Genomic DNA, 23,994 nt, shown 5'->3' with positions numbered 1-23,994 from the left:
TGTGATCCTCACTTCTTTTCCATGACGCATTGCAGCGGATGCTGATGCTGCCGGGCAAAGTCCATCACCTGGCTCACCTTCGTTTCCGCTACCTCGTATGTGAATATCCCGCACTCGCCGACGCCGTGGTTATGGACATGGAGCATGATGCGGGTGGCACTTTCGCGATCTTTCTGGAAAAACCGCTCCAGGATGTGGATGACGAATTCCATGGGAGTGTAGTCGTCATTCAGGATGAGCACGCGGTAGAGATTAGGCTTCTTGGTCTTCGGCTTCGTACGTGTAATGACCGAGGTTCCGCGATTTCCGTTGTCCCCGTTCCTTTCGCCATCGTTTTGCATCCGGATCGGCTTTGCGATCATTTTCATTCATTCCTCGATCAGTCCGATGGTGCATGGGAGGATGCTTTACCCACCGAATATCTGAAACACTAACTTAGTTCATAATGCTGCGATTTTAAGCCCCTTGTTCCCGACTGCAATCACAATTCCGCAGGACTTGACGCAAACGCCAAAAAAGTCCCGGACTATTTCTTGAACAGAGCAGAAAACAAAAAAGACCGGCCGCAAGTGCGTAGCCGGTCTTCATTTTTCAAGGGGTGCGCCACAGGGCGCATGGAATCAGGCAGCGGCGGGTGTCGCCTGTGCGGCAGCTTTCGCGGCCTTCACGACCGGGGCCGGAACCTGCGCCTCGTAGGATTTGTAGGCGCCCTTGGCGAGGTCGGAATACATGTCGCCCATCTTGGTGGCTTCAGCGACGAAGCTTTCATAGGACGATTTCACGAAACTGCTCTGCAGGTCGAAGGCAGCCTCGATGCTGCGAACGCCCGAAAGCGCTTCGAAATGCCTGACGGTGTCTTCAAACGATTTCTTGGAATATTCCACGGCTTCGGTGGCAATTGCCTGGAAGCCCTTGGCGCTATCCGAATAGCTCTTGAGCATCGTGTCCATGGCTTCCTTGCTCTTGCGGCTCGTATCGTCAAAGTTGAACATGCGCATCCTCCTCTTCGGCTCTGCAGCAAAAATGGTAGCCGCAAACCATCAGGAGTCAAGAGATTTTGTGCGATGCAAAACGACTCATGCGTGCATTCATGATGCCGCATATTCTCCGAGAAAAGATGAACGTACGTCGGTCGTTGATTTTTCAGACATATATCAGTCACGCGCAACCAGAGGCTTCGCCGGTAGCCAGCGAAGCCTCGAAACACATTGCGTTTACCGGCTCAGTCGAGCAGATCGGCGGGCACCTTGCCGCCATTCTCGGAGAGCTTTTTCATCAGCGCCTTGTGCAGGAACATGTTCATCTTGGCGGAGTCGCCCGTGTCACCGGAGTAGCCAAGCTCGGCTGCCAGCTCCTTGCGCTCGGCCAGGCTTGCATCCATGCCGACGGCCTTCATGAGATCGACGATCGAGCGGCGCCAGTCGAGTTTCTGGCCGCTTTTCTTCACCGCAGCATCGAGGATCGGGACGATATCGACGGCAGCCGCGGCCGCCTTTGGCGCAGCGGAAGCCGCGGGTGCGGGTGCAGCGGCGCCAGACGCAGCTGCGGGCGCTGCTGATGGCGGGGCCGGAGTTGCGGCCGGTTCAGCCTTCGGCGCGGTTGCCTCCGCAACGGGAGCCGCCTTAGCCTCCCCGAAAATCGCGTGCTTGATCTTGTCGAAAATTCCCATGTCCCAGGCCTCCATGATGATTGATCGCATTCGCAATCACTAAAATGGAGCAGAGAGCGGCGCGATCCAGCGTTGAGGACCGATTGCGTGCCATAAAACGCAAACGGGCCGCAAAAGCGGCCCGTCACGCAATGTCAATCGGCGCCGGATCAGAGATCGACGTCGAGGATCGCCATCGAGAAGTTATAGGAGCGATCACCGTCCTCGTCGTCGATATAGACGACACCCAGGAACTCCTCGCCGAGGTAAACTTCAGCCGAGTCGTTCTTGCGCGGACGCGCCTTCACGACGATCTCCGGGTTGAGCGTTTTCTTGAAGTAGGCGTCGAGCTTCTTGAGTTCTTCGGGCTTCACACTTGATCTCCTAGCGGTCTCTGGTGGCCGCTTCTTGCACACGAAAAGTGGCGCTGTAAAGGTTGAGACAAGCCAACGTGCCCGGCTTTCCCCTTGCGATTTTCGCCAGCTTTTTCAGCCTCTGCGAATATGACCGGCTCAGATATCCGCGCCAATCACCTGGTCCATGACCCGCGACGGCTCCGAACACCCTGCGGTGCCAACGACCTTCGCCGGCACGCCTGCGACGGTCGTCTTCGGCGGAACGGCCTTCAAGACCACCGAGCCTGCCGCAACGCGCGAGCAGTAGCCGATCTCGATATTGCCGAGGATCTTCGCCCCAGCTCCGATCAGCACGCCGCTGCCGATCTTCGGATGGCGGTCTGCGCCTTCCTTGCCGGTACCGCCGAGCGTCACGCCATGCAGGATCGAAACGTTGTCGCCGATCACCGCCGTCTCGCCAACGACGAGACCGGTTGCGTGATCAAGAAAGATGCCTCTGCCGATCCGCGCCGCCGGATTAATATCCGTCTGGAAGACGCTGGACGAACGGCTCTGCAGATAGAGCGCCAGATCGCGGCGTCCACGGTTCAGCAGCCAATGCGCCAGACGATGCGTCTGCAGGGCATGGTAGCCCTTGAAATAGAGTACGGCCTCCATGAAGCGGAGGCATGCGGGATCGCGGTCATAGATCGCCTGGATGTCGACGCGCAGGATGTCGCTCCATTCCGGCCAGTCCGACAGCATTTCGTCGAAGGCCTGGCGCAGCAACGTTGCCTGCATATCCGGATGGTCGAGGCGTTCACAGATACGGTGGATGACGCATTCTTCCAGCGAGCGGTGATTAATCACCGTCGAATAAAGGAAAGCCGCCAGTACCGGATCCTTCTCGGCTGCAATGCGCGCTTCTTCGCGCAGGCTGTCCCAGATCGGATCCATCACCTTGAGCGGGCTTGCGGCTTCAAGAGGACGAATGTCTGTCTTCGCGACCATTACCGGTCTCCTCATTTCCCGTGGGAACGTCAGTGTATAGAGCAAAACGGCTGTAACATAAATGGGTCGGGCCGCCAGCGCTTTCTAGAATGATTTTTCCGTGAATATCCGCTCAACGGCGGCATGTCACCGTCAGGCGACCTTCTCGTAAAACTCCAGAACCGCTTTCTTGAAAACCCTGTCGCCGACAGCCAGCATATGGTCGCGGCCCGGGATATCGAGCGCTTCGGCATTTGGCATCAGGGCGGCAAGCTCCTGAGGCGAACCCGCAATGTCGTCCTTTGTTCCGACGCCGATCAGCGTCGGCGCTTCGATCTTGCCCATGTCGGACCGGGCGACGAGATCGCGGGATCCGCGAATGCACATGGCCAGCGCTTCGCGGTCGCTCTTCGTTTGCTCTGCAAAGGCGCGGAACATCCGGCCGCGGTCATGGGTGACGGCATCCAGCGACGGCGCCAGCAGCGCGTCGGCGATCGGGTCCCAGTCGCCGACGCCATCGGTCATGCCGATGCCGAGGCCGCCAAGCACCAGCGAGCGGACGCGGTGCGGATTGGCGAGTGCCGCAAAGACCGAAATGCGCGCGCCCATCGAATAGCCCATGACGTTTGCTTCGGGGATGCCGAGATGATCGAGAAGCGCCATTGCGTCCGCCGCCATAATCCACGGGCGGTAGGCTTCGGCATCATGAGGCTTGTCGCTCGCACCATGGCCGCGGTTGTCCATGGCGATCACGCGGTAACCGGCATCGCCCAGCGTCTTCAGCCAGCCCGGATGCACCCAGTTGACGCTCGCCGTCGAGGCGAAGCCATGAATGAGCAGGACCGGCGCGCCATTCGGGTCGCCTTCGTCGAAATAGGCGAGTTTCAGGCCGTCATGCGTGAAGCTGGAGAATGCAGGCGTATTCAAATTCATAAAGGCAGGCCCCTGTTTGCGCCGGACCATATTTTATCGCTGCCGCGAGGTGAACCCCGGCGGGCAAAAAACCATGCCGCTTGCGGCGCTTTGGCTCTACACATTTGCGGCGAAGGACGGTAATGTCCGGCCAAATTTCAAAGCATTCGGAGACAGACATGGCCGGCCACAGCATTCCTCACTTCCAGAACGACGGCGGACACCGCGTGATCGAAGTCGGTGTGAAGGAATTCATGTGCACCGGCGCATCCGTGCCGTTCGACCATCCGCATATCTTCATCGACATGGGCGACGACAACGAAAAGGTCTGTTCCTATTGCTCGACGCTGTTTCGTTTCAATGGCGCGCTGAAGGCCAACCAGACGAACCCGGCCGGCTGCGTTTTCCATGTGAAGGCCGCCTGATCATTCTCTCCTGAAGATCGGACAAACGATGCCGGTCGAGCACGCCGCCATTGCGGGCGCCGGAATTGCGGGCCTGACAGCCGCGCTGGCGCTGACCAAACGGGGCATCCGTTCCGATATTTTCGAACAGGCCGGCGAACTCGCAGAAGTCGGTGCCGGCCTGCAGCTTTCCCCAAATGCATCGCGCATTCTCCGTGAACTCGGCGTTCTCGCCGAGATCGAAAAATGTTGGCTCGAGCCGGAAATGATCCGGCTCGTTGCGGGCGACACATTGCGGCAACTCGCCGCCGTTTCCGCCGGCCGTTTCGCCCGTGAGCGATGGGATGCGCCATATGGTGTCCTGCACCGTGCAACGCTTCAGCGCGTGCTTCTGGATGCGGTGCGCGCCAATCCGCTCTGCCAGCTGCACCTTGGTACTCCAATCGAATCCGCAGGCTTGCCGTCTAATGGCCCGGGCGTGCTGATCGGCGCGGACGGCGTCTGGTCGAAGACGCGAGCCGCGATCGATGGTTCGCCCTCGCCCCGATTTTCCGGCAACATCGCCTATCGCTTCACGATCACAGCCGCCGCGGCGCCTGACTTTCTCGACACGAACAGCGTCTCGGCGTTTCTCGGTGGATCGGTGCATCTCGTCTGCTATCCCCTGAAGGAAACGGCGAGCTTCAATCTCGTCGCCATCACCAGCGGCAATGAAAACACCGAGCGGTGGGATAGCGGCGCGGCGAGTCACCAGCTGGAGACCTTGCGTTCACGCTTCCGCGGCTGGCATCCCGAAGCTCTGTCCCTGCTTCGCAATATCGAGCCGACCTATTGGCCGCTCTACGAAGCATCCGAGGGATCGTGGCAGGACGGGCGCGACCGCGTGCTGATCGGCGACGCTGCGCATGCGATGATGCCGTTTGCCGCCCAGGGCGCGGCCATGGCAATCGAAGATGCCTATGAGCTGGCTTATTTTCTGGGCAGCAATCCCATCGAGCAGGCCCTGCCCCGCTTCGAGGCGCATCGCGCGCCGCGGATCGCCAAGATCCGCAAGCGCGGCGCATTCAACCGCTTTGCCTATCACGCCCGCGGCCCTGTCAGGATCGGGCGTGATATCGTCTTGTCGATGAAACCGTCGCAAAGCCTCGCGACGGATCTCGACTGGATTTACGGCTACCGGCCGCTCGGCTGATCAGACGGCTTTGGCCGCCGCAAAGCCCCGCTCGATATCGGCCTTGATATCGGCCACGTCTTCGAGACCGATCTGCAGACGGATCAGCGGACCGCCTTCCGGCGCCTTGGCGATGCGGCGGTCGTTCAGGTTGACGTGAACGGCCAGGCATTCGAAGCCGCCCCAGGACCAGCCAAGCCCGAAAATGCTGAGCGCATCGAGGAAGGCATGCGCCTTCGCCTTGTATTGCGCGGCGGAATCGACCTTGAGCACGAAGGAGAAGATGCCGCTGGCGCCCTTGAAGTCACGCTTCCAGATATCGTGACCCTTGAAGCTCGGCAGGGCCGGATGCAGCACCTTGGCCACCTCTTCGCGGCCTTCCAGCCACTTGGCAAGGGCCAGCGCGCTTTCATTGTGACGCTCCAGGCGGATACCCATGGTGCGCAGTCCGCGAAGCACCTGATAGGCGTCGTCAGGTGCGCCGCAGATGCCGAGCGTGACGTTGGCTTCTTTCAGCTGCTCCCAATGCTTGGCATTGGCCGAAACGGTGCCCATCAGGATATCGGAATGGCCGGCCGGATATTTGGTCGCCGCGTGGATCGAGATATCGACGCCGAAATCGAGTGGGCGGAAATAGACGGGGGTGGCCCAGGTATTGTCCATGGCAACGATGGCGCCATGCTTGTGGGCAATTGCGGCAATCGCCGGAATGTCCTGCATCTCGAACGTGTTCGAGCCGGGCGCTTCCGTATGGACGAGCCTGGTATTCGGCTTGAAAAGCTGCTCGATGCCGGCACCGATGGCCGGATCGTAATATTCGACCTCGACGCCCATGCGCGTCAGCATGGTGTCGCAGAAATGGCGGGTCGGCGTGTAGACGGAATCGACGATTAGCGCGTGATCGCCCGAAGACAGAAATGCCAGGAACGGCACGGTAACGGCAGCAAGGCCCGACGGCACGAGGATCGTGCCCGCGGAACCTTCGAGCCCGTCGATCGCCTCACAGAGCGCATCGGTGGTCGGCGTGCCCCGGGTGCCATAGGTGTATTTCTGCCCGCGTGTTTCCATCGCCTTGGCATTCGGAAACAGCACCGTCGATGCGTGGACGACGGGCGGATTGACGAAACCGTGGTATTCCGAAGGGTCGTTGCCGATATGCGAGAGGCGGGTGTTGATACCGGCGTTCTGCAGGAGACCGTCTTTGTCTTTCATAGTCTGAAATAGCCTTTGGCGAGGGATGCAATGGGCGAGTTTTGGACCTCAGGAAAAGTCGGGTCAACCCCGTAGCCGCGACGGGCCGAAAATTACCCGGAACGTTACTTTCGCAGATATATCAGTGAATTGCGCGGTATTTTTCCGCAAAACACTGCCCAAATACTATCCAACTGCCTATCAGAACGGCGCATTTTGCCAAAATGCCGAATTTTGCCGCATTTATTAGCCGCGACACTTGACCGTATTGGCATTTGCGACTGTGATAGAACCACTCGCGCCGGGAGGGTGTCGAGAAATTGGGGGGACAGGGTTTTCTTCGCCTCTCCTCCCACAAAAACATAAGACAACAGATAAAAGGTTGGGAAAAATGAAGATTAAGCTCCTGTCCGCCGCCGTCGGCGCAGCAGTTTTCGCTCTTGGCGCCCATGCGGCCTCGGCAACCACTCTTGAAGACGTGAAGGCAAAGGGCTTCGTTCAGTGCGGCGTCAACTCGGGCCTCCTGGGTTTCGCGCAGCCTGACGCATCCGGCAACTGGGCCGGCTTCGACGTTGATTTCTGCAAGGCCGTCGCTTCCGCCGTCTTCGGCGACCCGACCAAGGTCAAGTACACGCCTCTGTCCGCCAAGGACCGCTTCCCGGCCCTGCAGTCTGGCGAAGTCGATGTTCTCTCGCGTAACACCACCTGGACGATCAACCGCGACACCGCTCTCGGCTTCAACTTCCGTCCGGTCACCTATTACGACGGTCAGGGCTTCATGGTTCGCAAGAGCCTGAACGTGAAGTCGGCTCTCGAACTCTCCGGCGCCGCTGTGTGCGTACAGTCCGGCACCACGACCGAGCTCAACCTCGCCGACTACTTCAAGTCCAACAACCTTCAGTACAATCCGGTCGTTTTCGAGAAGCTCGAAGAAGTCAACGCTGCCTATGATTCCGGCCGTTGCGACGTCTACACGACCGACCAGTCCGGCCTCTACTCGCTGCGTCTGACGCTGAAGAACCCCGACGAGCACATGATCCTTCCGGAGATCATCTCCAAGGAGCCGCTCGGCCCGGCAGTGCGCCAGGGCGACGACCAGTGGTTCGATATCGTTTCGTGGACGGCTTACGCCCTCGTGAACGCTGAAGAATTCGGCATCACCCAGGCAAATGTCGACGAGATGAAGAACTCGCCGAACCCGGATATCAAGCGCTTCCTCGGCACCGAAGCCGATACCAAGATCGGTACCGACCTCGGCCTGACCAACGAGTGGGCCTACAACATCATCAAGGGCGTCGGTAACTACGGCGAAGTCTTTGAACGCAACGTCGGTCAGGGCAGCCCGCTGAAGATCGCACGCGGTCTGAACGCGCTGTGGAACAAGGGCGGCATCCAGTACGCACCGCCGGTTCGCTAAGCTTCTGATATAAATGCCGGAAAGGCGGGAAACCGCCTTTCCATCTTCCAAAGAAAAAAGCCCAAAAACGGGCACATAGGGGATTAGGCTCGGCATGACGCAAGAGGCTGTGCACACGACACCTTTGCCGGAGAGCCGCTGGACGCTCCAGTCGGCACTTTACGACCCCAAATTCAGGGGCATATTTTTCCAGGTTCTGACCGTACTTCTGCTGGCGCTGTTCGTGGCATGGGTCGCTCACAACACCGCGCTCAACTTGCAGCGCAGCAATACGGCATCTGGCTTCGCATTTCTCAACGGACGCGCCGGCTTCGAGATCGGCCAGTCGCTGATCCCGTATTCGAGCGACTCGACATATGGCCGCGCGCTTGTCGTCGGCATACTCAACACCATTCTGGTCGCCGTGACCGGCATCATCACCGCGACGATCATCGGTTTCGTCGTCGGCATAGGACGCCTGTCACACAACTGGCTGATCGCCAAGCTGTGCACCGTCTATGTCGAGGTGTTCCGCAACATCCCGCCGCTGCTCGTCATCTTCTTCTGGTATTCCGGCGTTCTGGCCGTGCTGCCGCAGCCGCGCGAATCCGTGCACCTGCCGTTCAGCATGTTCCTGAACAATCGCGGCCTCGCCTTTCCCAAGCCGATCTTCGATACCGGCATGTGGGCTGTCCTCGCAGCCTTGGTGATCGGCATCGTCGCCACGGTGATCATCGCCCGCTGGGCGCACAAGCGCCAGGCGGCAACAGGCAAGCAGTTCCATACGATCTGGGTGTCGATCGGACTGATCGCCGGCCTGCCGATCCTGGCCTTCCTGGCGGCGGGTCTGCCGATGACCTTCGACGTTCCTGTCGCGGGCAAGTTCAATCTGACCGGCGGCTCCGTCGTCGGGCCGGAATTCATGTCGCTGTTCCTGGCGCTGTCCTTCTACACCGCGGCCTTCATCGCCGAAATCGTGCGTGCCGGTATCCGGGGCGTGCCGAAGGGACAGTCGGAAGCGGCAGGCGCACTCGGCCTGCATCCATCCTCCGTCACCCGCCTCGTCGTGGTGCCGCAGGCCTTCCGCATCATCATCCCGCCACTTACCAGCCAGTATCTCAACCTGACCAAGAACTCGTCGCTGGCAATCGCCGTCGGCTTCTCGGATCTCGTTGCCGTCGGCGGTACGACGCTCAACCAGACCGGCCAGTCGATCGAAGTCGTGGTCATCTGGATTGCCGTCTACCTCACCCTCAGCATTCTGACGTCGCTGTTCATGAACTGGTTCAACGGCAAAATGGCACTGGTGGAGAGATAAGATGTCGGGTTCCAACATTTCTTTCGTCCGCAACGCCATGCTGCAGCCGGAGCCGGCTCCATCCAGCGAACGCGGCGCAATCGCCTGGATCAGACGCAACCTGCTGGCGACCCCGAAGGACATCATCCTGACGGTGATCGCCATCGCAGTTCTTGCCTGGGTGCTGCCGCACATGATCAACTGGCTGTTCATCCAGGCCGTCTGGACCGGTACGGACCGCACCTTCTGCGCCACCACCGTTCAGGGCGGCACGCAGCCGGATGGCTGGAGCGGCGCCTGCTGGGCCTTCGTCAACGCCAAGCTCGACCAGTTCGTGTATGGCCGCTACCCGCTCAGCGACCGCTGGCGTCCGACGCTTGTTTTCATCATGTTCGCCGCCCTGCTGGTGCCGATGCTGATGCCGTCGATGCCGCGCAAGGGGCTGAACGCTCTGCTGCTCTTCGTGGCGCTGCCGCTCGTTTCGCTCTGGCTGCTGTATGGCGGTCTCGGTCTCGAAGTCGTGGAAACCCCGCTCTGGGGCGGCCTTCTGGTGACGCTCGTCGTCTCCTTCGTCGGCATCGCGGTCTCCCTGCCCTTCGGCATCATCCTGGCGCTCGGGCGCCGCTCGAAGATGCCGGTCGTGAAAATGGTCTGCGTCATCTTCATCGAAGTCATCCGCGGCATTCCGCTGATCACCGTCCTGTTCATGGCCAGCGTCATGTTGCCGCTGTTCCTGCCGCAGGGCTGGAACGTCGACAAGCTGCTGCGCGCCGTGATCGGCGTGTCGATCTTCGCGTCGGCCTATATGGCCGAGGTCATCCGCGGCGGTCTGCAGGCCATTCCGAAGGGCCAGTACGAAGGCGCGGATTCGCTTGGATTGGGCTATTGGCAGAAGATGCGCCTGATCGTGCTGCCTCAGGCGATCAAGCTCGTCATCCCCGGCATCGTCAATACGTTCATTGGCATGTTCAAGGATACCTCGCTGGTCTCGATCATCAGCATGTTCGACCTGCTCGGCATCGTCCGTCTGAACTTCTCCGACGGCAACTGGGCATCAGCCGTAACACCGTTGACAGGTCTGATCTTTGCGGGTTTTGTCTTCTGGATTTTCTGCTTCGGCATGTCTCGCTATTCGGTGTTCATGGAACGCCATCTCGACACCGGCCACAAACGATAAGAATTGAGGGTAACAAATATGGCTGAAGCTCAAACCAAGAAGCTCACCGTCTCCACGACCGAGGTCGCCGTCGATATCGTCAACATGAACAAGTGGTATGGCGATTTCCACGTTCTGCGCGACATCAACCTGAAGGTCATGCGCGGCGAGCGCATCGTTATCGCCGGCCCGTCGGGCTCCGGCAAGTCGACGATGATCCGCTGCATCAACCGTCTGGAAGAGCACCAGAAGGGCCAGATCGTCGTCGATGGCACCGAGCTTACCAACGACCTGAAGAAGATCGACGAAGTGCGCCGCGAAGTCGGTATGGTGTTCCAGCACTTCAACCTCTTCCCGCACCTGACGATCCTGGAAAACTGCACGCTGGCGCCGATCTGGGTGCGCAAGATGCCGAAGAAGCAGGCGGAAGAAGTCGCCATGCACTTCCTGAAGCGCGTCAAGATCCCGGAGCAGGCAAACAAATATCCCGGCCAGCTCTCCGGTGGCCAGCAGCAGCGCGTGGCGATCGCCCGCTCGCTCTGCATGAATCCGAAGATCATGCTGTTCGATGAGCCGACCTCGGCGCTCGATCCTGAAATGATCAAGGAAGTGCTGGATACGATGGTCGGTCTGGCTGAAGAAGGCATGACCATGCTCTGCGTGACCCACGAAATGGGTTTTGCCCGCCAGGTCGCCAACCGCGTGATCTTCATGGACCAGGGCCAGATCGTCGAGCAGAATTCGCCGGCCGAATTCTTCGACAATCCGCAGCACGAGCGCACCAAGCTGTTCCTCAGCCAGATCCTGCATTAAGCGGATAACAGATCAGAAAAAGCCGCCGGAGCGATCCGGCGGCTTTTTTGTTTGCGGCTCTAGCGGGATGCCAGCGTCCGCAGCATCTTGCAGAGACCGGTCAGCCCGGCATCATAGCCACCAGAGGCAATGTCGCGGCAGCGAACCAGCATCTTCCTCTGATCACTGGCATCCATCCTGCTGAATTCGCGGGTAACCGCACTCGGCGTCATCCCGCTTCCACTGCCGCCGCCAGATGCACCACCACCGGACGAGCCGCCGCCGATACCAAGGCCGAGATTGGCACCTGCGCCATTTCCGATATTTGCGCCCGCATTGGCATTGATGCCGTTCGCCCCGCCGATCGACGCGGTGACATCCGTATTGAGGATATTACCATTGCTGCCGCCGACAGTTGCGCCGGCATTGGCGTTCACACCGCTGCTGCCGCCAGCCGATACGCCGGCATCGACGTCCGCGAGGCTACCACTGCCGCCGGCATTGGCGCCGACCGCCGCATTCACGCCATTGCTGCCGCCAACGCTGGCTTTCACATCGGCATCAACGAGACCGCCGGACCCGCCGACCGTGGCGTTGGTATTCGCATTGATGCCACCGGAGCCACCGACGGAAGCGCCGACATTGGCGCCAACGCCGCCGGAACTGCCGGAGCCGAGACCGACACTGGCATTGACGCCGTTGCTGCCGCCGATGGAGATATCGAGAGCGTGCACAGAACTGACCGGCATGACGAAAATCGAGCAGGCGGATGCGAGGACGGCGATCGTGGTCCTCGAATGAGCGTAAGTCATGATATTCCTCCGTTTTCTCAATGCCGGATCACCGGCAGCCGAAAATCGACGGAACGCGCGCACCTTCGATCAAATGGACAGGGCCTCCAGCCCGGTCCTTGGACACGGCCGTTGGCCGGTCCGTGGACTTGGCCATCGCGGTCAGATCCATGAAAAGCGAACGCAGTAATATTAGCATTGTTTCACGCAAGAATGAGCCACGGTTACCGCGAAGCAAAGATCCGCCCAAGGCGTGACGGAAGCGTACACTTCTTCGCCAACAGGCGGCGGTTGGCGAATCGCTGTGATACCGGCCATAGACAAGAGCGAGCGAAAGCCTAATTGCCTGAGATAACAAACAACCGACGGAGCGCCCGATGAAACTCTCTCTTGCCGCAGCGATCATCGCGGGTGCTGTTCTTTCCGGCTGTACGGCGACCGGCGATATCTCCGGCCCAGGCCTGGCACCGATCCCGGGCAGCATCACCTATAATGGCCAACCCCGGACGAAGCTGACCAAGTCGCCAATCGGCTCACAGTTTCCGCACACCTTCGTCGACAATCGCGGCCGCGAGGTCGAGGAAACTTACATCATCCGGCCGGACCGCAGCCTAATGATCGCCAATCGCGTCTATCGCCCGATCTTCCGCTGGAACGATTGATTCCGGCAAACAGGCCTGCGTTTCCGGTGACGGTCCAGCGCTCGTCCCTTGCCGCATGGAACGGCTCTGCGATGCTGCCGCGGGCCGGACAACGACAACAGCAATGACCGCCTCGGGAACAAATAAGCGTGAATGTCAGTTTCCCTCCCATGTGAAGAGGAGAAGAGACAATGACATACGATCCGAACAACCTGAATGACCCGAACCGTCCGCTGGATCCGGCAGGCACTCCCGACTACCGGACCACGCCCGTTGGTGCTCAGAAATCCAACGCCTGGGTAGGCTGGGTGGCAGCGATCGCCGTGGTCGCCGTCGCGGCCTTTGCCTATACGGAGTGGAACGGCACGCCGACTACCGACCCGCAGACGACGGCATCGACGCAATCGGAACCGGCAGCACCGGCACCGGCTCCCGTAAAGCCGATGGCACCGGCCGATACAAACGCTACTCCGGCCCCGGCTACGCCGCCCGCAGCCGGTGGCAACACCCCGCAGTAAACGAGAAAAGGCCCGGTTCATCACCGGGCCTTTTTCAATCATCATGCCTTCGGCATCATGTGCATTAAGCTTACCGGCTAACCGTCCGGCGAAGAACGCGTTGAAGCCGCGGCACGCCGGAGGCATACAATGCCTCACGCCCCTCGTAGCTCAACGTCAGAGCAGCTGCACCGTTAGCAGCCGATCCAGGTTCAATTCCTCGGCAGGGGCACCAAGGCGCCGCTTTTGCGTTCAAAATTTTCGGAAAAAAGAAATGGCGACCCCTGCAGGATTCGAACCTGCGACCACCTGCTTAGAAGGCAGGTGCTCTATCCAGCTGAGCTAAGGGGCCATCCGGCCGCTATCCAGCGATAGCGGCGAAACGCGGCATGCACGGACGCTCAGTGCGTCCAGGGCTGTGTGCGGGTATAACGGAAATTATCCGGATAGGCGACGGTCTGGCGGATCGGATCCTTGGGCTGCAGCACCCGGTATTCGATGCCGTTGCGCTTGGCATAGGCTTCGGCCAGTTCCTGGCTTTCGAAGGTCAGCTTGACCTGCTGGCGCATGTCGCCCGAAGAGGTGTAGCCCATGATCGGATCGATCTTGCGCGGCTGCTCCTGATCGAACTCGAGCACCCAGAGATGCGTCTTGGCCTTGCCGGACTGCATGGCGGTCTTGGCTGGACGGTAGATCTTGGCAGACATCGCTGCATTCGCCTCCGGATACGCGGACAACATCCGCTGGAATTTCAAACTGCCGCGCCGTCACCAGCACGGTTCCCTCCGCGCTATCTAACGCAAAGAGATGAATTTTGCTTATCCGCGAATCCCTGCGGTTTCAAGAAAAAAGCCGAGCCGCACCCAACTGCCGCTGCTTACTTGGCGGCAAGCTTGTCCGTGGGCCGCCGGCAGGGGGAGATAAGGTCGAGCGACGCATCGCGAACGCTGGTTTCCACCTCCATCAGGCCGAGAACGCTGTGGAAGAGATTGTCGTGCGAGGCAGGCAGCTTGGCGCGAGCGGCAATGCAGGCGGTGTCGAGCCGCGTCTCGCTGGCAAAATCATCCGACAGCCACAGCGCCATCGGCACATGCGTCTGCTCCTTCGGCGCGATGAAATACGGCGCGCCATGCAGATAGATGCCGTTTTCGCCCAGCGATTCGCCGTGGTCGGAGAGATAGATCATCGAACCGGCCAGCGCGGCCTGATGCGCCTTCAGCTTGTCGATCACCGCGGCCAGCACCTGGTCGGTCATGACAACGGTGTTGTCATAGGCGTTGGTGATTTCTTCCGGCTTGCAGGTGGCGAAATCGGCGGCGCGGCAATCGGGGGTGAAGCGCCGGGCACTGTCGGAATAGCGCAGATAATAGGCCGGGCCGTGGCTCCCCAGCTGGTGCAGCACCAGTACGCTGTCGCCCTTGACGCTGGAAAGCCAGTCATCGAGTTTGTCGAGCAGGATGGTGTCCAGGCACTCGCCGTCCTTGCAGAACCGCGGATCGCGGCTGTCGGGCAGATACTTGTACTTGATGCGGTCAGCGACGCCGTACATGCCGGTATCGTTGTCCCACCATTCGACGCCGACCTTGGCATGGCCGAGAACGTCGATCAGGTTATCGGTCACCAGCCCCTTGCGGTAGCTGTATTCCGTCCGCTTGTAGACGGAGAACATGCAGGGAATGGAGACGGCCGTCTCCGTGCCGCAACTGGTGACATCGGGGAAGAAGGTGACGCCGCGCGCCTTCATCTCCGGATTGGTATCGCGGCCATAGCCGCCGAGCGAAAAGTCCTGCCCGCGGGCAGTCTCTCCGGCAACGATGATCAGCACCCGCGGCTTGGCCGGGGAAGCCGCCGGGATCTGGTGCGCGTCCGTGCCGATCGGCTGGCGCACGAGATTGAGATTGTCGCCATAGGTCGCGGTGAAATAGACGGCGCTGCCCAGCGGAAAATGCGGATTGATCGTCATCATCAAATCGCGATGGATGCGGCCGACGGCGGCATAGGTCGGATAGAAGCCCATGCCGATCACCGCGATGACTGTGATGCAGGGCACGATCACCGCCATATTGTGCAGAAACTTGCTGGGGAACGGCCGGTGGACGACGCGCACGGCAGCAATGAACAGCGACGGCAGGACGCCGGCCAACAGCATGTAGAGAATGAATTTCGTGGTGATCAGGTGCTGCGCTTCCGACTGCGTCGTGACGGCGGCGTTGCGGATCATCTCGCGGTCGATGATGACGCCGAACCTGTCGGTGAACCAGGCGGCTGCGACGGCCGCCAGCAAAAGCAGAATCAGCACCGGCTTGATGAGATATTTGACCGAAACGGTGACGGCGATCGCCACCGTCAGCGCGATCATGCCGATAACGAATCCGACGAAAGCTAACCGGTGGCCGTCGAAATAGACGTAGGCCCGGCTCCAGAACGTGTAGTTGGCAACGGCGAGAATATAGAGCGAAACGATGACGGCGAGCGTGATGCTGCCGATCTTGGGGCGCATCCGCGCCGTCTTCAATGTCATGGCCATGCTATCAGGTTTGCTCCGCGCCGGGCGGACCATCCGACTCAAGCCTCTGGCCGCCCATCTTAAAATCCGGGCGACCATGGAGAGGCTTCCTGACACTATCCTGAATGCAAAAGCCGCATTTAAGGATGGGACAAACGCGTTTTTGATATTGCAGCCCCCCGGCGAAGCGTGTATTGCCCCCTCACACGGAGTGTAGCGCAGTCTGGTAGCGCATCTGGTTTGGGACCAGAGGGTCGGGAGTTCGAATCTCTCCACTCCGACCATTTTTCCCTAGATTTCTATGGTAAGCAGGCGGTCGTCCGCTGGTATGGGAGCCGGTTATGCAAGTCGAAATCCCCTGCCCTAAATGCGGCAAGACCCGTATGAATTTCCCGCGCCCGCAGCCGCTCGATAACGACATCATCAGCTGCTACAGCTGCAATTTCGAGCTTGGAACCTATGGTTCGGTCAAGGCGAAGATGGCGCGCTTCATGGAACGCATGCGTCAGGCTGCGGTGACCCAGACGCAGGCTGCAAAGAAGAAGCAGTAAACTTCCCTTATTTTTTCGTGATTGTCGCGCTGGCGGCCTTGTCGCCTGTTTTGATGCCGAGATTCTTGACGGTTCCGGCGTTCAGCTCGACGACGTATTTCACATCGCCCATCGAATCGATGATGTCCTCCGAAAAGGGCACGGCATTTTCCTTGATGTGACGGATGACGCCCTTGCTGTCGATGAACAGCATATCGAGCGGCAGGATGGTGTTCTCCATCCACATCGTCACCCGGCGCGACTGCCCGAAGTCGAACAGCATTCCGGCATTCTCAGGCATTTCCTTGCGATACATCAACCCATACTGACGCTGCTCGTTCGTCGAGGCGATCTCGACGGTGAAGTTCAGCATCTTGCCGGAGGCCGTTTGCACGGCCAGCGGTTCCTTGTCGAAGGCCATCGGCTGTTGCTGCTGGGCAAAAGCGGGTGCTGCCACAATGAAAAAAAGCGCCAATAAGGCGCCTTTGATTCTATGCATTCTCATCAATCCTGAACATCAGTGGGCGCGGCTTGCCGGGCTCGGCATATCCGGGTGAATCTCGGCGGCCATCAGACCCTTGTCACCGGGCCCGAAGCGCACCAGCACGACCTGGCCGGGACGCAGCTCGGTGAGGCCGAAGCGGCGCAGCGTTTCCATATGGACGAAGATATCTTCCGTGCCTTCGCCGCGCGTCAGGAATCCGAAGCCCTTGGTGCGGTTGAACCACTTCACCAGAGCCCGCTCCAGGCCGCTCGTCGCGGTGACCTGCACATGGGTGCGCACCGGCGGCAGCTGCGAGGGATGGATTGCCGTGGACTGGTCCATCGAGAGGATCTTGAAGGCCTGATAGCCACGTTCGCGGCGCTGGATAAGCGCGACGATGCGGGTGCCTTCGAGGATCGTCTGATAGCCATCGCGGCGCAGGCAGGTCACATGAAGGAGCACGTCCTGCATGCCGTTGTCGGGGACGATGAAACCGAATCCCTTGGCGACATCGAACCACTTAACGACACCGGTGATTTCAATGAGATCGACGCTATCCCCCGATAGCTCTTCGAGCTCAATGAACTCCTTCGATGAAATCCTATCAGCCATGTCGCCAGCCCCTCATTACGCGTCACACTGTTACGGTTAACTGATTCTTGAAATCAAGATTAACATCTTGGTAACGGATAAGCGCAAGTCCTGTTTTCGGTTATTCCCAGTTGCTGATTTTAGCGTCATGTCTTGCCCGAAGCTGACGTCCGCTCGCCTATCCGGGTTATGACCCAACATTCGAAAGGAAATAGAATGCGTTATCTCCATACCATGGTCCGCGTGAAGGACCTCGATGCCTCGCTGCATTTCTACTGCACATTGTTCGGACTGAAAGAAATCCGTCGCTCGGAGAACGAAAAGGGCCGTTTCACGCTCGTTTTCCTTGCTGCCACCAACGACATTTCCGACGCTGAAGCCTATGGCGCCCCCTGCCTCGAGCTGACCTATAACTGGGACACGGAGGATTATACCGGTGGACGCAACTTTGGTCACCTCGCCTATGAGGTGGATGACATCTACGCCACCTGCCAGCAGCTGATGGACAGTGGAATCACCATTAACCGCCCGCCCCGCGACGGCCGCATGGCCTTCGTCCGCTCTCCGGACGGCATCTCGATCGAGATTCTGCAGAAGAGCGGCAGCTTGCCGGCAGCCGAACCTTGGCTTTCCATGGGCAATACCGGCGTCTGGTAGGCCGAGGCTTTAGTGAGGCTTGCGGCTTTTGCGATTTCCGGCCGGAGGTGCCGGTTCGCACTTGCCGCATCGAGCCGCCGCAGGCACCTTCCGGTCAATTCCTGCAGTCGGGCTAGCGCCGGGCTGCTTCAGTTTTGACCGGAGAGCCTGCGCTTGCCCCATCTTCGAACCCGTCCGTGCCTGCTTCTTGCCGCAGTCTCGACGCTTGCGCTTGCAGGCTGCGTGTCCGACCAGAAGGCACTCGATTCTGCGGCTGCTGCACCCGCGCCGGCCGCCGCGCAGCAGGCGGCGAGCGCTCCCGCCGGCCAGCCGGGCGCCAAGACGGCAGGCTATCGCGACCCGATGGTGGCAGCGGCCGGAGGCCAGCAGCAGGCAGCGGCGATGTATCCCAATGCCGCGAACATGCCGCCCGGCGCACCGCAGATGCAGCCCGCCAATATCGGCGGCATGGCTATGCAATCGACCCGCATCAATGCCAATGCGATGAGCATCTTCTCGGCGCAGCCCGCACCGCCTCAGAACAACCGCACCTCGACGGTCATCCAGCCGGCCGATGCAAACGCCTATGCGCCGGTGCAGGGCGGATTTGCAACGTCGCGCGGCGGCGTCTTCGGGACGCCCCAACAGCAACAGCAGCCACCGCAGGGCGAGATCCTGCCGCCGCAACAATCGTCGCAGAATACCAGCACCCAGGTTGCGCCCTATCAGGCAGCGTCGCTGGCAACAGGCAGCCTGCAGGGCGCCTCCACCAACGCGCTTTATGCCGCGCCGAAGCAGAACCTGCTCGGCAGCCTCTCCGGGCTCCTGCAGAAGGCCTCGCTGCCCGGCATGACACGCGTGGCGCCGAATGGCATCCATGTGCAGAACGCCAATGTCGAGGTCAGCTGTTTCAAGCCCAACCTCCTGAACGTCATCAAGACGGTCGAGACCCATTTCGGCCGCCCGGTGATCGTCACGTCGGGTTACCGCGATCCGGAGCACAACCGCCAGGTCGGCGGCGCCGAGGAATCGATGCACAAGAGCTGCGACGCCGCCGACATCCAGATCGACGGCGTCTCGAAATGGGATATCGCCAGCTATATCCGCTCGCTTCCCGGCCGCGGCGGTGTCGGCACCTATTGCCACACGGATTCGGTCCATCTCGACACCGGAAACAATCGCGACTGGAACTGGGGATGCGGCGCCCGGCGCAACACGCCGCCAAGCGCCCGCGCCATCTGACAAACGGCGCGGCTTTTGCCGTAACGCGAAGTCAACCACTATGCGTCTCCGAAAGAGCTTGCGCAGAGCATTGATTTAACTCGAAAAAATCCCGCCGATCGTGGCGTGTCATTTTTTTGAAGGAAATACGAATTTCCCGCTTGCGGGATTCAAAGACCCTGACTATAAGGGCGCCACCACGAAGGAAGCGCCCTTCGTCTATCGGTTAGGACACCAGATTTTCATTCTGGGAAGAGGGGTTCGACTCCCCTAGGGCGTGCCACTTCTCTCTTTCATTTTCAATGATCGAGACGCTTGCGGAGCGATCTGCTTCTTCCTGTTTCCATCCAGAAAAACTGGCTTTTCGAGTATTCTTCGCGACGGCGGATTGTCATCGTTGGATGGCGATTAGAATCCTTTGGTGCGCGGCCGGCAAAGAAAGCCCCGCCGAAGAGGGGCTCTCTCCTTAACCGTCATTGGCTCTCGCCTTCGGACCTTCCTTGCTGCTCACCGAGGCGGTCTTGCCGTCAGGCTGCTGGCCGAAATAGGTTCCGCCGAGATGGCCGCCACCGCTGGTGTTTTCGACCTGACGCTCGGCGCGCTTCTGGATTTCCTTCACATCAGTCTTGCTCATATCTGTCTCCATTGTTGAGGTGGTGACATCTGGAAAACCGGTGGCGGCGGAATTCGTTTCAATCTTTTTGGGTCAGTGGCTGCAAACCGCGTTCTGCCGATCCTACCGCGAGGCGCGGCATCCCCTGTATTCCAGGGACTTCGGCGCCTGCTGCAAGGTATTTCCACAAGCTCAGAAAAAATCTACGGAATTTCGCATTTTACCGCTTGCGGGTCAGAAAGGTGCTGACTATAAGGGCGCCACCACGAAGGAAGCGCCCTTCGTCTATCGGTTAGGACACCAGATTTTCATTCTGGGAAGAGGGGTTCGACTCCCCTAGGGCGTGCCACTTCTCTCTCGATTTCGGAGAGAATATTTTCAAGTTGTCGTGGACTTTCACACTCAGCAAAAACACACTCTCGACGTAGCGATATCCGACCGTCGTGCGCACTGCGCATCCAACAGGGTGGCGCAAGCTTCAATGCCAATAGTCCGGCCCGGATAGCCTCGCGGGAATCTCTCTTTCCAGCGGAGGCGGCATTCGAAGGACGCGACTTTGACGATCAACCAGCAGATTCCGACCACCCTGCCCGCAGGATTGCCGAGCCTTCAGCAATTGACCGGAAAGGCGCAGCAATCTGGATCGGTGATTGTCTACCAGCCTTATCTCGACGCTAAACAGCGGGCGAATGTCGATTCGGCCGCCCTGCCCTTCGACATTTCCTTCAATACGCAATCGACGACGCGCGAATATGAACTCTTCCGGATACTGCACGAGCACCATCTGCAGGCCGGGCTGCAAGAGGACGTGTTCTGGGGACTGCTCTCCAGCAAGTTCGAGACCAAATCGGTCTCCAGCCTGCAGTCCTTCATCACGGAAGCGAGAAAAGCGCGCGCCGGCGGCGGCGATGCCTATCTCTACAATCCGCTGATCGGCCACGCCGCTGTTTACAGCAACGTCTGGGAACACGCGATGATGGGCGGCCATCCCGGTATGGAGCCGGTGTTCGGCCATCTCAAGGATATGGGCTATCCGATCGCGCCGCCGCAGGGCCGCACGTCATTCTTCTTCTGCAACTATTTCGTCGGCAATCAGAAATTCTGGTCCGGCTATTTCGCCTTTTGCGAACATATCCTGCAGGCGCTGGAGCAGGAAGCTGCGCGCGGCACGCCGGCCGGACGTGCCTATAGCGGCACGGCGAATTACAGCCGCGACGGCAATGCCGCAATGCGGCCCTTCGTGATCGAACGGCTGCTTGGGCTCTATATCCCGCATGCGGTGGCAAGCGGCATGAAAGTCTCCGCCTTCGTGCCCTCCGCCGAGGATTTCGAATGGAAGTTCGGCACCCGGACCGGCCAGCTGCTCCACAGCCTCTACGGCCGCAAGGAAGCGTTCCTGCAGACGCGTGATCCGGCGAAGCTCGAGCTGTGGCAGGAAGGCCGGATGCCTATCGTCAAGCAGCCCCAGTTGATCTGGACCGGCGACGATCCGCCCGACTGGACGCCGCGTGGCAATTTCCCCAAGGGCAAGTCGCGGCCGGCGAGCGCGTCGAGCGCCGGCGACCAATCGCTGCCCGCACCGAATGCCGCCGCCTTGCAGGCGATGAGCCAGCCCCTGGCACCGCTCTCTGTCGCAGAACCGGTTGCGTCAGGTCTTTCGGGCTTGCAAGCGTTCGAGGGCGGCTGGGATGCGCATAAGGACCGGCACTGCATCTGGATCGTCACGCCCAAGGGTTACAATCACAGCCATGCCTTCGATGAAGTGGCGCTCGGGCTGCAGGGCGCGTTCGAGGAGCTTGGCGGCTCGGCGCCGATCGTGCGCGAGATGAGCGAATTTGCGGGCCGCTCGCCGATCGTCTATGGCGGCAATCTGCTGCCGCCGGAGATCACCGCGCATCTGCCGAAGGACAGCGTCATCGTCAATCTCGAGCAGGTATCAGACGACAGCACCTGGATGAACGAGCGTTATACCGCCGTTCTCAAGTCCTTTCCCGTGCTCGACTACAGCCCGCGCAACAGGCGGAACCTGGCGGCCAAGGGCATCGATCACGCCGGTGTTCTCGAAATCGGCTATAGCGAGGTGCTGACGCAGATCGAATGGGCGCCGGTGAAGGATATCGACGTCCTGTTCTATGGCTCGATGAACGATCGCCGTCGCGATATCCTCGTGGCTCTCCACGAGGCGGGGCTGAAGGTTGTCCATCTCTTCAACGTCTACGGTGCCGAGCGCGACGCCGCGATCGCCCGCGCCAAGATCGTCATCAACATCCACCACTATGAAAGCGGCGTCTTCGAGATCGTCCGCATCTCCTATCTCCTGGCGAACCGCGTCTGCGTTCTGACCGAAGGCGATATCGAGGATCCGGATCTCGAGCCGTTCATGGGCGGCCTGGCAGTCGAGCTCTATGAGGATCTCGTTGAGCGCTGCAAGGAGCTTATTGCCGATGACGAGGAGCGCGAGCTCATCGCAGCCAATGGATTTGCAGCCATGCAAAGCCGCTCGCAGGCGGATATGCTGATGAGCGTGATGCAGGCCGGATAGAAAAGACCATGCGTATCGAGACCACGACGATCGAGGGTATCCTGAAGATCACGCCGGCGCGGCATGGTGATCACCGCGGCTATTTTTCCGAGGTGTTCAAGGACGGATGGTTTCGCGAGAATGTCGCCAACATTACCTTTGTTCAGGACAACGAGTCGCTTTCGGCACAAGTAGGCACGCTGCGCGGGCTGCATTTTCAGACGCCACCCCTCGCCCAAGGAAAACTGGTGCGCTGCCTTCAGGGCGCCATTCTCGACGTCGCCGTCGATATTCGCCAGGGATCTCCGACATTCGGCCGGTGGGTCGGCGAAGAGCTGACGCCCGATAACGGTGCCCAGCTTTGGGTACCGGCAGGCTTCGCACATGGCTTCGTGACGCTCGCTCCGAACAGCGTGATCAGCTACAAGGTGACGGCGCCCTACAGCCCGGAACACGACCGCGGCGTCCTGTGGAACGATCCTGATATCGGCATCCGCTGGCCGGTCCAGGAGACGGATGCGGTGCTTTCGGACAAGGACCGGAAGCTTCCGAAGCTTTCCGATATTCCAGGCCATTTTCAGTTTTCAGCACAGTAATTCAGGGGATTTCCGGCAATGCGTGTCGTCGTAACGGGGGGAGCAGGCTTTATCGGTTCGGCGCTGGTGCGTCATCTGGTGAGCGAGATCGGCGCCGAGGTGCTGAATATCGACAAGCTCGCCTATGCCGGAAATCTGGCCTCGCTGACATCTGTCGAGAATGCCGCCAACTACCGCTTTCTGCAGGCCGATATCTGCGACCGGGCGAAGATGCAGGAAGCCTTCGCCTCGTTCCGCCCTGACATCGTCATGCATCTGGCCGCTGAAAGCCATGTCGACCGGTCGATCTCCGGTGCTGGCGATTTCATCCAGACCAATATCGTCGGCACCTTCAGCCTGCTCGATGCCGCGCGACACTACTGGGATGGCCTCGATGCGGGACCCAAGGCGGCGTTCCGCTTCCTGCATGTCTCGACGGACGAGGTTTATGGTTCGCTCGGCGATCAGGGCCTGTTCGAGGAGGTGACCGCCTACGACCCCTCCTCCCCATATTCTGCCTCGAAGGCTGCGAGTGACCATCTGGCGATCGCCTGGCACCGGACCTACGGGCTGCCGGTCGTGGTCTCCAACTGCTCCAATAATTACGGACCCTACCACTTCCCGGAAAAGCTCATTCCGCTGATGATCCTCAACGCGCTGGAGGGCAAGCCGCTGCCGGTTTACGGCAACGGCGCCAATATCCGCGATTGGCTCTATGTCGAGGATCACGCGCGCGCGCTGTTCACGATCGCCTCCCGTGGACGCCCGGGTGAAAAATACAATGTCGGCGGCCGCAACGAGCGCCGCAATATCGAGGTGGTCGAGCGCATCTGCGCCATTCTCGACACCGTGTTTCCGGACAAGGCCTCGCATTCGCGCCTGATCACCAATGTCACCGACCGGCCTGGCCACGATGCGCGCTACGCGATCGACGCGACCAAGCTGGAGACGGAGCTCGGCTGGAAGGCTGCGGAGAATTTCGACAGCGGCATCGACAAAACTGTGCGCTGGTATCTCGACAATGAATGGTGGTGGCGCCCTCTGCGCGACAACGTCTATTCCGGCGAACGCCTTGGCGTCTTCAAGGGACGATGAC

The 23,994-nt window shown here is 60.0% G+C and carries 27 protein-coding genes and 5 tRNA genes; 18 read left to right on the top strand and 14 right to left on the bottom strand.

The genetic code is table 11. The annotated features are described in order from the left end of the window. Positions 1-8 precede the first annotated feature (8 nt). The 6 genes from clpS to J2X43_RS25615 form a co-directional block, all read right to left on the bottom strand. On the bottom strand, positions 9-362 hold the full coding sequence (clpS, locus tag J2X43_RS25640; RefSeq protein ID WP_112388172.1) for an ATP-dependent Clp protease adapter ClpS: 354 nt from the start codon (positions 360-362) through the stop codon (positions 9-11). Positions 363-620: 258 nt separating this feature from the next. Then, positions 621-992 (bottom strand): phasin family protein, encoded by a 372-nt coding sequence (locus tag J2X43_RS25635; protein WP_112388097.1) that lies wholly within the window; start codon positions 990-992, stop codon positions 621-623. A 230-nt stretch (positions 993-1,222) separates the two neighbouring features. Beyond that, positions 1,223-1,669, bottom strand: coding sequence for a DUF3597 domain-containing protein (locus J2X43_RS25630; RefSeq protein ID WP_310299078.1), 447 nt, complete (start codon positions 1,667-1,669; stop codon positions 1,223-1,225). Positions 1,670-1,818: 149 nt separating this feature from the next. After that, positions 1,819-2,022, bottom strand: coding sequence for a DUF3126 family protein (locus J2X43_RS25625; RefSeq protein ID WP_112388095.1), 204 nt, complete (start codon positions 2,020-2,022; stop codon positions 1,819-1,821). Between the two features lie 138 nt (positions 2,023-2,160). Further along, positions 2,161-2,994, bottom strand: coding sequence for a serine O-acetyltransferase (gene cysE, locus J2X43_RS25620; RefSeq protein ID WP_112388094.1), 834 nt, complete (start codon positions 2,992-2,994; stop codon positions 2,161-2,163). A 132-nt stretch (positions 2,995-3,126) separates the two neighbouring features. Beyond that, on the bottom strand, positions 3,127-3,906 hold the full coding sequence (locus J2X43_RS25615; RefSeq protein ID WP_310299076.1) for an alpha/beta hydrolase: 780 nt from the start codon (positions 3,904-3,906) through the stop codon (positions 3,127-3,129). A gap of 158 nt (positions 3,907-4,064) precedes the next feature. On the opposite strand from J2X43_RS25615, the gene J2X43_RS25610 reads away from it, so the two are divergent. Both J2X43_RS25610 and J2X43_RS25605 read left to right on the top strand, forming a co-directional pair. Beyond that, a complete protein-coding gene (locus J2X43_RS25610) occupies positions 4,065-4,310 on the top strand; it encodes a zinc-finger domain-containing protein (RefSeq protein WP_112388092.1) in 246 nt (81 codons plus the stop codon). 28 nt (positions 4,311-4,338) lie between these two features. After that, positions 4,339-5,481 carry an FAD-dependent monooxygenase gene (locus J2X43_RS25605; protein ID WP_310299073.1) on the top strand — a complete coding sequence of 381 codons (1,143 nt, stop codon included), beginning with the start codon at positions 4,339-4,341 and terminating at the stop codon, positions 5,479-5,481. Here J2X43_RS25605 and J2X43_RS25600 read toward each other — a convergent pair whose 3' ends face one another. Then, positions 5,482-6,672, bottom strand: coding sequence for a cystathionine beta-lyase (locus J2X43_RS25600; protein WP_310299069.1), 1,191 nt, complete (start codon positions 6,670-6,672; stop codon positions 5,482-5,484). Positions 6,673-7,042: 370 nt separating this feature from the next. Between J2X43_RS25600 and J2X43_RS25595 the strand changes: the two genes are divergently transcribed. The 4 genes from J2X43_RS25595 to J2X43_RS25580 all read left to right on the top strand — a co-directional run bounded on the left by J2X43_RS25595 (position 7,043) and on the right by J2X43_RS25580 (position 11,313). Next, the gene (locus J2X43_RS25595; RefSeq protein WP_112388089.1) at positions 7,043-8,068 is read left to right on the top strand and encodes an amino acid ABC transporter substrate-binding protein; all 1,026 of its coding nucleotides are present in this window, start codon (positions 7,043-7,045) and stop codon (positions 8,066-8,068) included. A 94-nt stretch (positions 8,069-8,162) separates the two neighbouring features. After that, positions 8,163-9,365: an amino acid ABC transporter permease gene (locus J2X43_RS25590; protein ID WP_310299064.1), complete on the top strand. Its 1,203-nt coding sequence runs from the start codon at positions 8,163-8,165 to the stop codon at positions 9,363-9,365. A gap of 1 nt (position 9,366) precedes the next feature. After that, positions 9,367-10,521, top strand: coding sequence for an amino acid ABC transporter permease (locus tag J2X43_RS25585; RefSeq protein WP_112388087.1), 1,155 nt, complete (start codon positions 9,367-9,369; stop codon positions 10,519-10,521). An 18-nt stretch (positions 10,522-10,539) separates the two neighbouring features. Further along, positions 10,540-11,313 carry an amino acid ABC transporter ATP-binding protein gene (locus tag J2X43_RS25580; protein WP_112388086.1) on the top strand — a complete coding sequence of 258 codons (774 nt, stop codon included), beginning with the start codon at positions 10,540-10,542 and terminating at the stop codon, positions 11,311-11,313. A gap of 59 nt (positions 11,314-11,372) precedes the next feature. Here J2X43_RS25580 and J2X43_RS25575 read toward each other — a convergent pair whose 3' ends face one another. Next, positions 11,373-12,104: a hypothetical protein gene (locus tag J2X43_RS25575; protein WP_310299061.1), complete on the bottom strand. Its 732-nt coding sequence runs from the start codon at positions 12,102-12,104 to the stop codon at positions 11,373-11,375. A gap of 356 nt (positions 12,105-12,460) precedes the next feature. Here J2X43_RS25575 and J2X43_RS25570 point away from each other — a divergent pair, with 356 nt between their 5' ends. The 3 genes from J2X43_RS25570 (at position 12,461) to J2X43_RS25560 (ending at position 13,456) form a co-directional block, all read left to right on the top strand. Beyond that, positions 12,461-12,745, top strand: a complete 285-nt coding sequence (locus J2X43_RS25570; protein ID WP_112388084.1) for a hypothetical protein — start codon at positions 12,461-12,463, stop codon at positions 12,743-12,745. Positions 12,746-12,915: 170 nt separating this feature from the next. Continuing rightward, a complete protein-coding gene (locus tag J2X43_RS25565; protein ID WP_310299056.1) occupies positions 12,916-13,242 on the top strand; it encodes a hypothetical protein in 327 nt (108 codons plus the stop codon). A gap of 138 nt (positions 13,243-13,380) precedes the next feature. Beyond that, a tRNA-Thr gene (locus J2X43_RS25560) sits at positions 13,381-13,456 on the top strand. Positions 13,457-13,496: 40 nt separating this feature from the next. Here the strand turns inward: J2X43_RS25560 and J2X43_RS25555 are convergent. The 3 genes from J2X43_RS25555 to J2X43_RS25545 form a co-directional block, all read right to left on the bottom strand. Beyond that, a tRNA-Arg gene (locus J2X43_RS25555) sits at positions 13,497-13,573 on the bottom strand. Between the two features lie 49 nt (positions 13,574-13,622). Continuing rightward, on the bottom strand, positions 13,623-13,928 hold the full coding sequence (locus tag J2X43_RS25550) for an ETC complex I subunit (protein ID WP_112388167.1): 306 nt from the start codon (positions 13,926-13,928) through the stop codon (positions 13,623-13,625). A gap of 170 nt (positions 13,929-14,098) precedes the next feature. Continuing rightward, positions 14,099-15,742, bottom strand: a complete 1,644-nt coding sequence (locus J2X43_RS25545; protein ID WP_310299634.1) for a phosphoethanolamine--lipid A transferase — start codon at positions 15,740-15,742, stop codon at positions 14,099-14,101. Positions 15,743-15,934: 192 nt separating this feature from the next. Here J2X43_RS25545 and J2X43_RS25540 point away from each other — a divergent pair. Together J2X43_RS25540 and J2X43_RS25535 are read left to right on the top strand one after the other, a co-directional pair. Next, a tRNA-Pro gene (locus tag J2X43_RS25540) sits at positions 15,935-16,011 on the top strand. Between the two features lie 57 nt (positions 16,012-16,068). Next, complete coding sequence (locus J2X43_RS25535) at positions 16,069-16,278, top strand: hypothetical protein (RefSeq protein ID WP_310299053.1); 210 nt, start codon at positions 16,069-16,071, stop codon at positions 16,276-16,278. A gap of 7 nt (positions 16,279-16,285) precedes the next feature. Here J2X43_RS25535 and J2X43_RS25530 read toward each other — a convergent pair whose 3' ends face one another. Next, complete coding sequence (locus J2X43_RS25530; RefSeq protein ID WP_310299050.1) at positions 16,286-16,762, bottom strand: DUF192 domain-containing protein; 477 nt, start codon at positions 16,760-16,762, stop codon at positions 16,286-16,288. A 12-nt stretch (positions 16,763-16,774) separates the two neighbouring features. After that, positions 16,775-17,353, bottom strand: a complete 579-nt coding sequence (locus tag J2X43_RS25525; protein WP_112388009.1) for a cold-shock protein — start codon at positions 17,351-17,353, stop codon at positions 16,775-16,777. Positions 17,354-17,548: 195 nt separating this feature from the next. On the opposite strand from J2X43_RS25525, the gene gloA reads away from it, so the two are divergent. From gloA to J2X43_RS25510, 3 genes are all read left to right on the top strand, one after another. Further along, positions 17,549-17,989, top strand: a complete 441-nt coding sequence (gene gloA, locus J2X43_RS25520) for a lactoylglutathione lyase (protein ID WP_310299046.1) — start codon at positions 17,549-17,551, stop codon at positions 17,987-17,989. A 153-nt stretch (positions 17,990-18,142) separates the two neighbouring features. Continuing rightward, on the top strand, positions 18,143-19,210 hold the full coding sequence (locus J2X43_RS25515) for a D-Ala-D-Ala carboxypeptidase family metallohydrolase (protein ID WP_310299045.1): 1,068 nt from the start codon (positions 18,143-18,145) through the stop codon (positions 19,208-19,210). Positions 19,211-19,397: 187 nt separating this feature from the next. Continuing rightward, positions 19,398-19,472 (top strand) — tRNA-Glu (locus tag J2X43_RS25510). 183 nt (positions 19,473-19,655) lie between these two features. Here J2X43_RS25510 and J2X43_RS25505 read toward each other — a convergent pair. Beyond that, positions 19,656-19,823, bottom strand: a complete 168-nt coding sequence (locus J2X43_RS25505) for a hypothetical protein (RefSeq protein ID WP_016553479.1) — start codon at positions 19,821-19,823, stop codon at positions 19,656-19,658. Between the two features lie 253 nt (positions 19,824-20,076). On the opposite strand from J2X43_RS25505, the gene J2X43_RS25500 reads away from it, so the two are divergent. From J2X43_RS25500 to rfbB, 4 genes are all read left to right on the top strand, one after another. Further along, positions 20,077-20,151 (top strand) — tRNA-Glu (locus tag J2X43_RS25500). Positions 20,152-20,358: 207 nt separating this feature from the next. Beyond that, positions 20,359-22,344: a glycosyltransferase gene (locus J2X43_RS25495; protein WP_310299042.1), complete on the top strand. Its 1,986-nt coding sequence runs from the start codon at positions 20,359-20,361 to the stop codon at positions 22,342-22,344. A gap of 8 nt (positions 22,345-22,352) precedes the next feature. After that, positions 22,353-22,919: a dTDP-4-dehydrorhamnose 3,5-epimerase gene (gene rfbC, locus J2X43_RS25490; RefSeq protein ID WP_310299039.1), complete on the top strand. Its 567-nt coding sequence runs from the start codon at positions 22,353-22,355 to the stop codon at positions 22,917-22,919. Between the two features lie 18 nt (positions 22,920-22,937). Next, positions 22,938-23,993 (top strand): dTDP-glucose 4,6-dehydratase, encoded by a 1,056-nt coding sequence (gene rfbB / locus J2X43_RS25485; RefSeq protein WP_310299036.1) that lies wholly within the window; start codon positions 22,938-22,940, stop codon positions 23,991-23,993. Position 23,994 lies beyond the last annotated feature (1 nt).

It is taken from the genome of Rhizobium sp. BE258, assembly GCF_031457345.1.
GTDB lineage: Bacteria > Pseudomonadota > Alphaproteobacteria > Rhizobiales > Rhizobiaceae > Rhizobium.
Note: the sequence above shows the minus strand (reverse complement) of the source record. Positions and strands in the feature narration are given on the sequence as shown.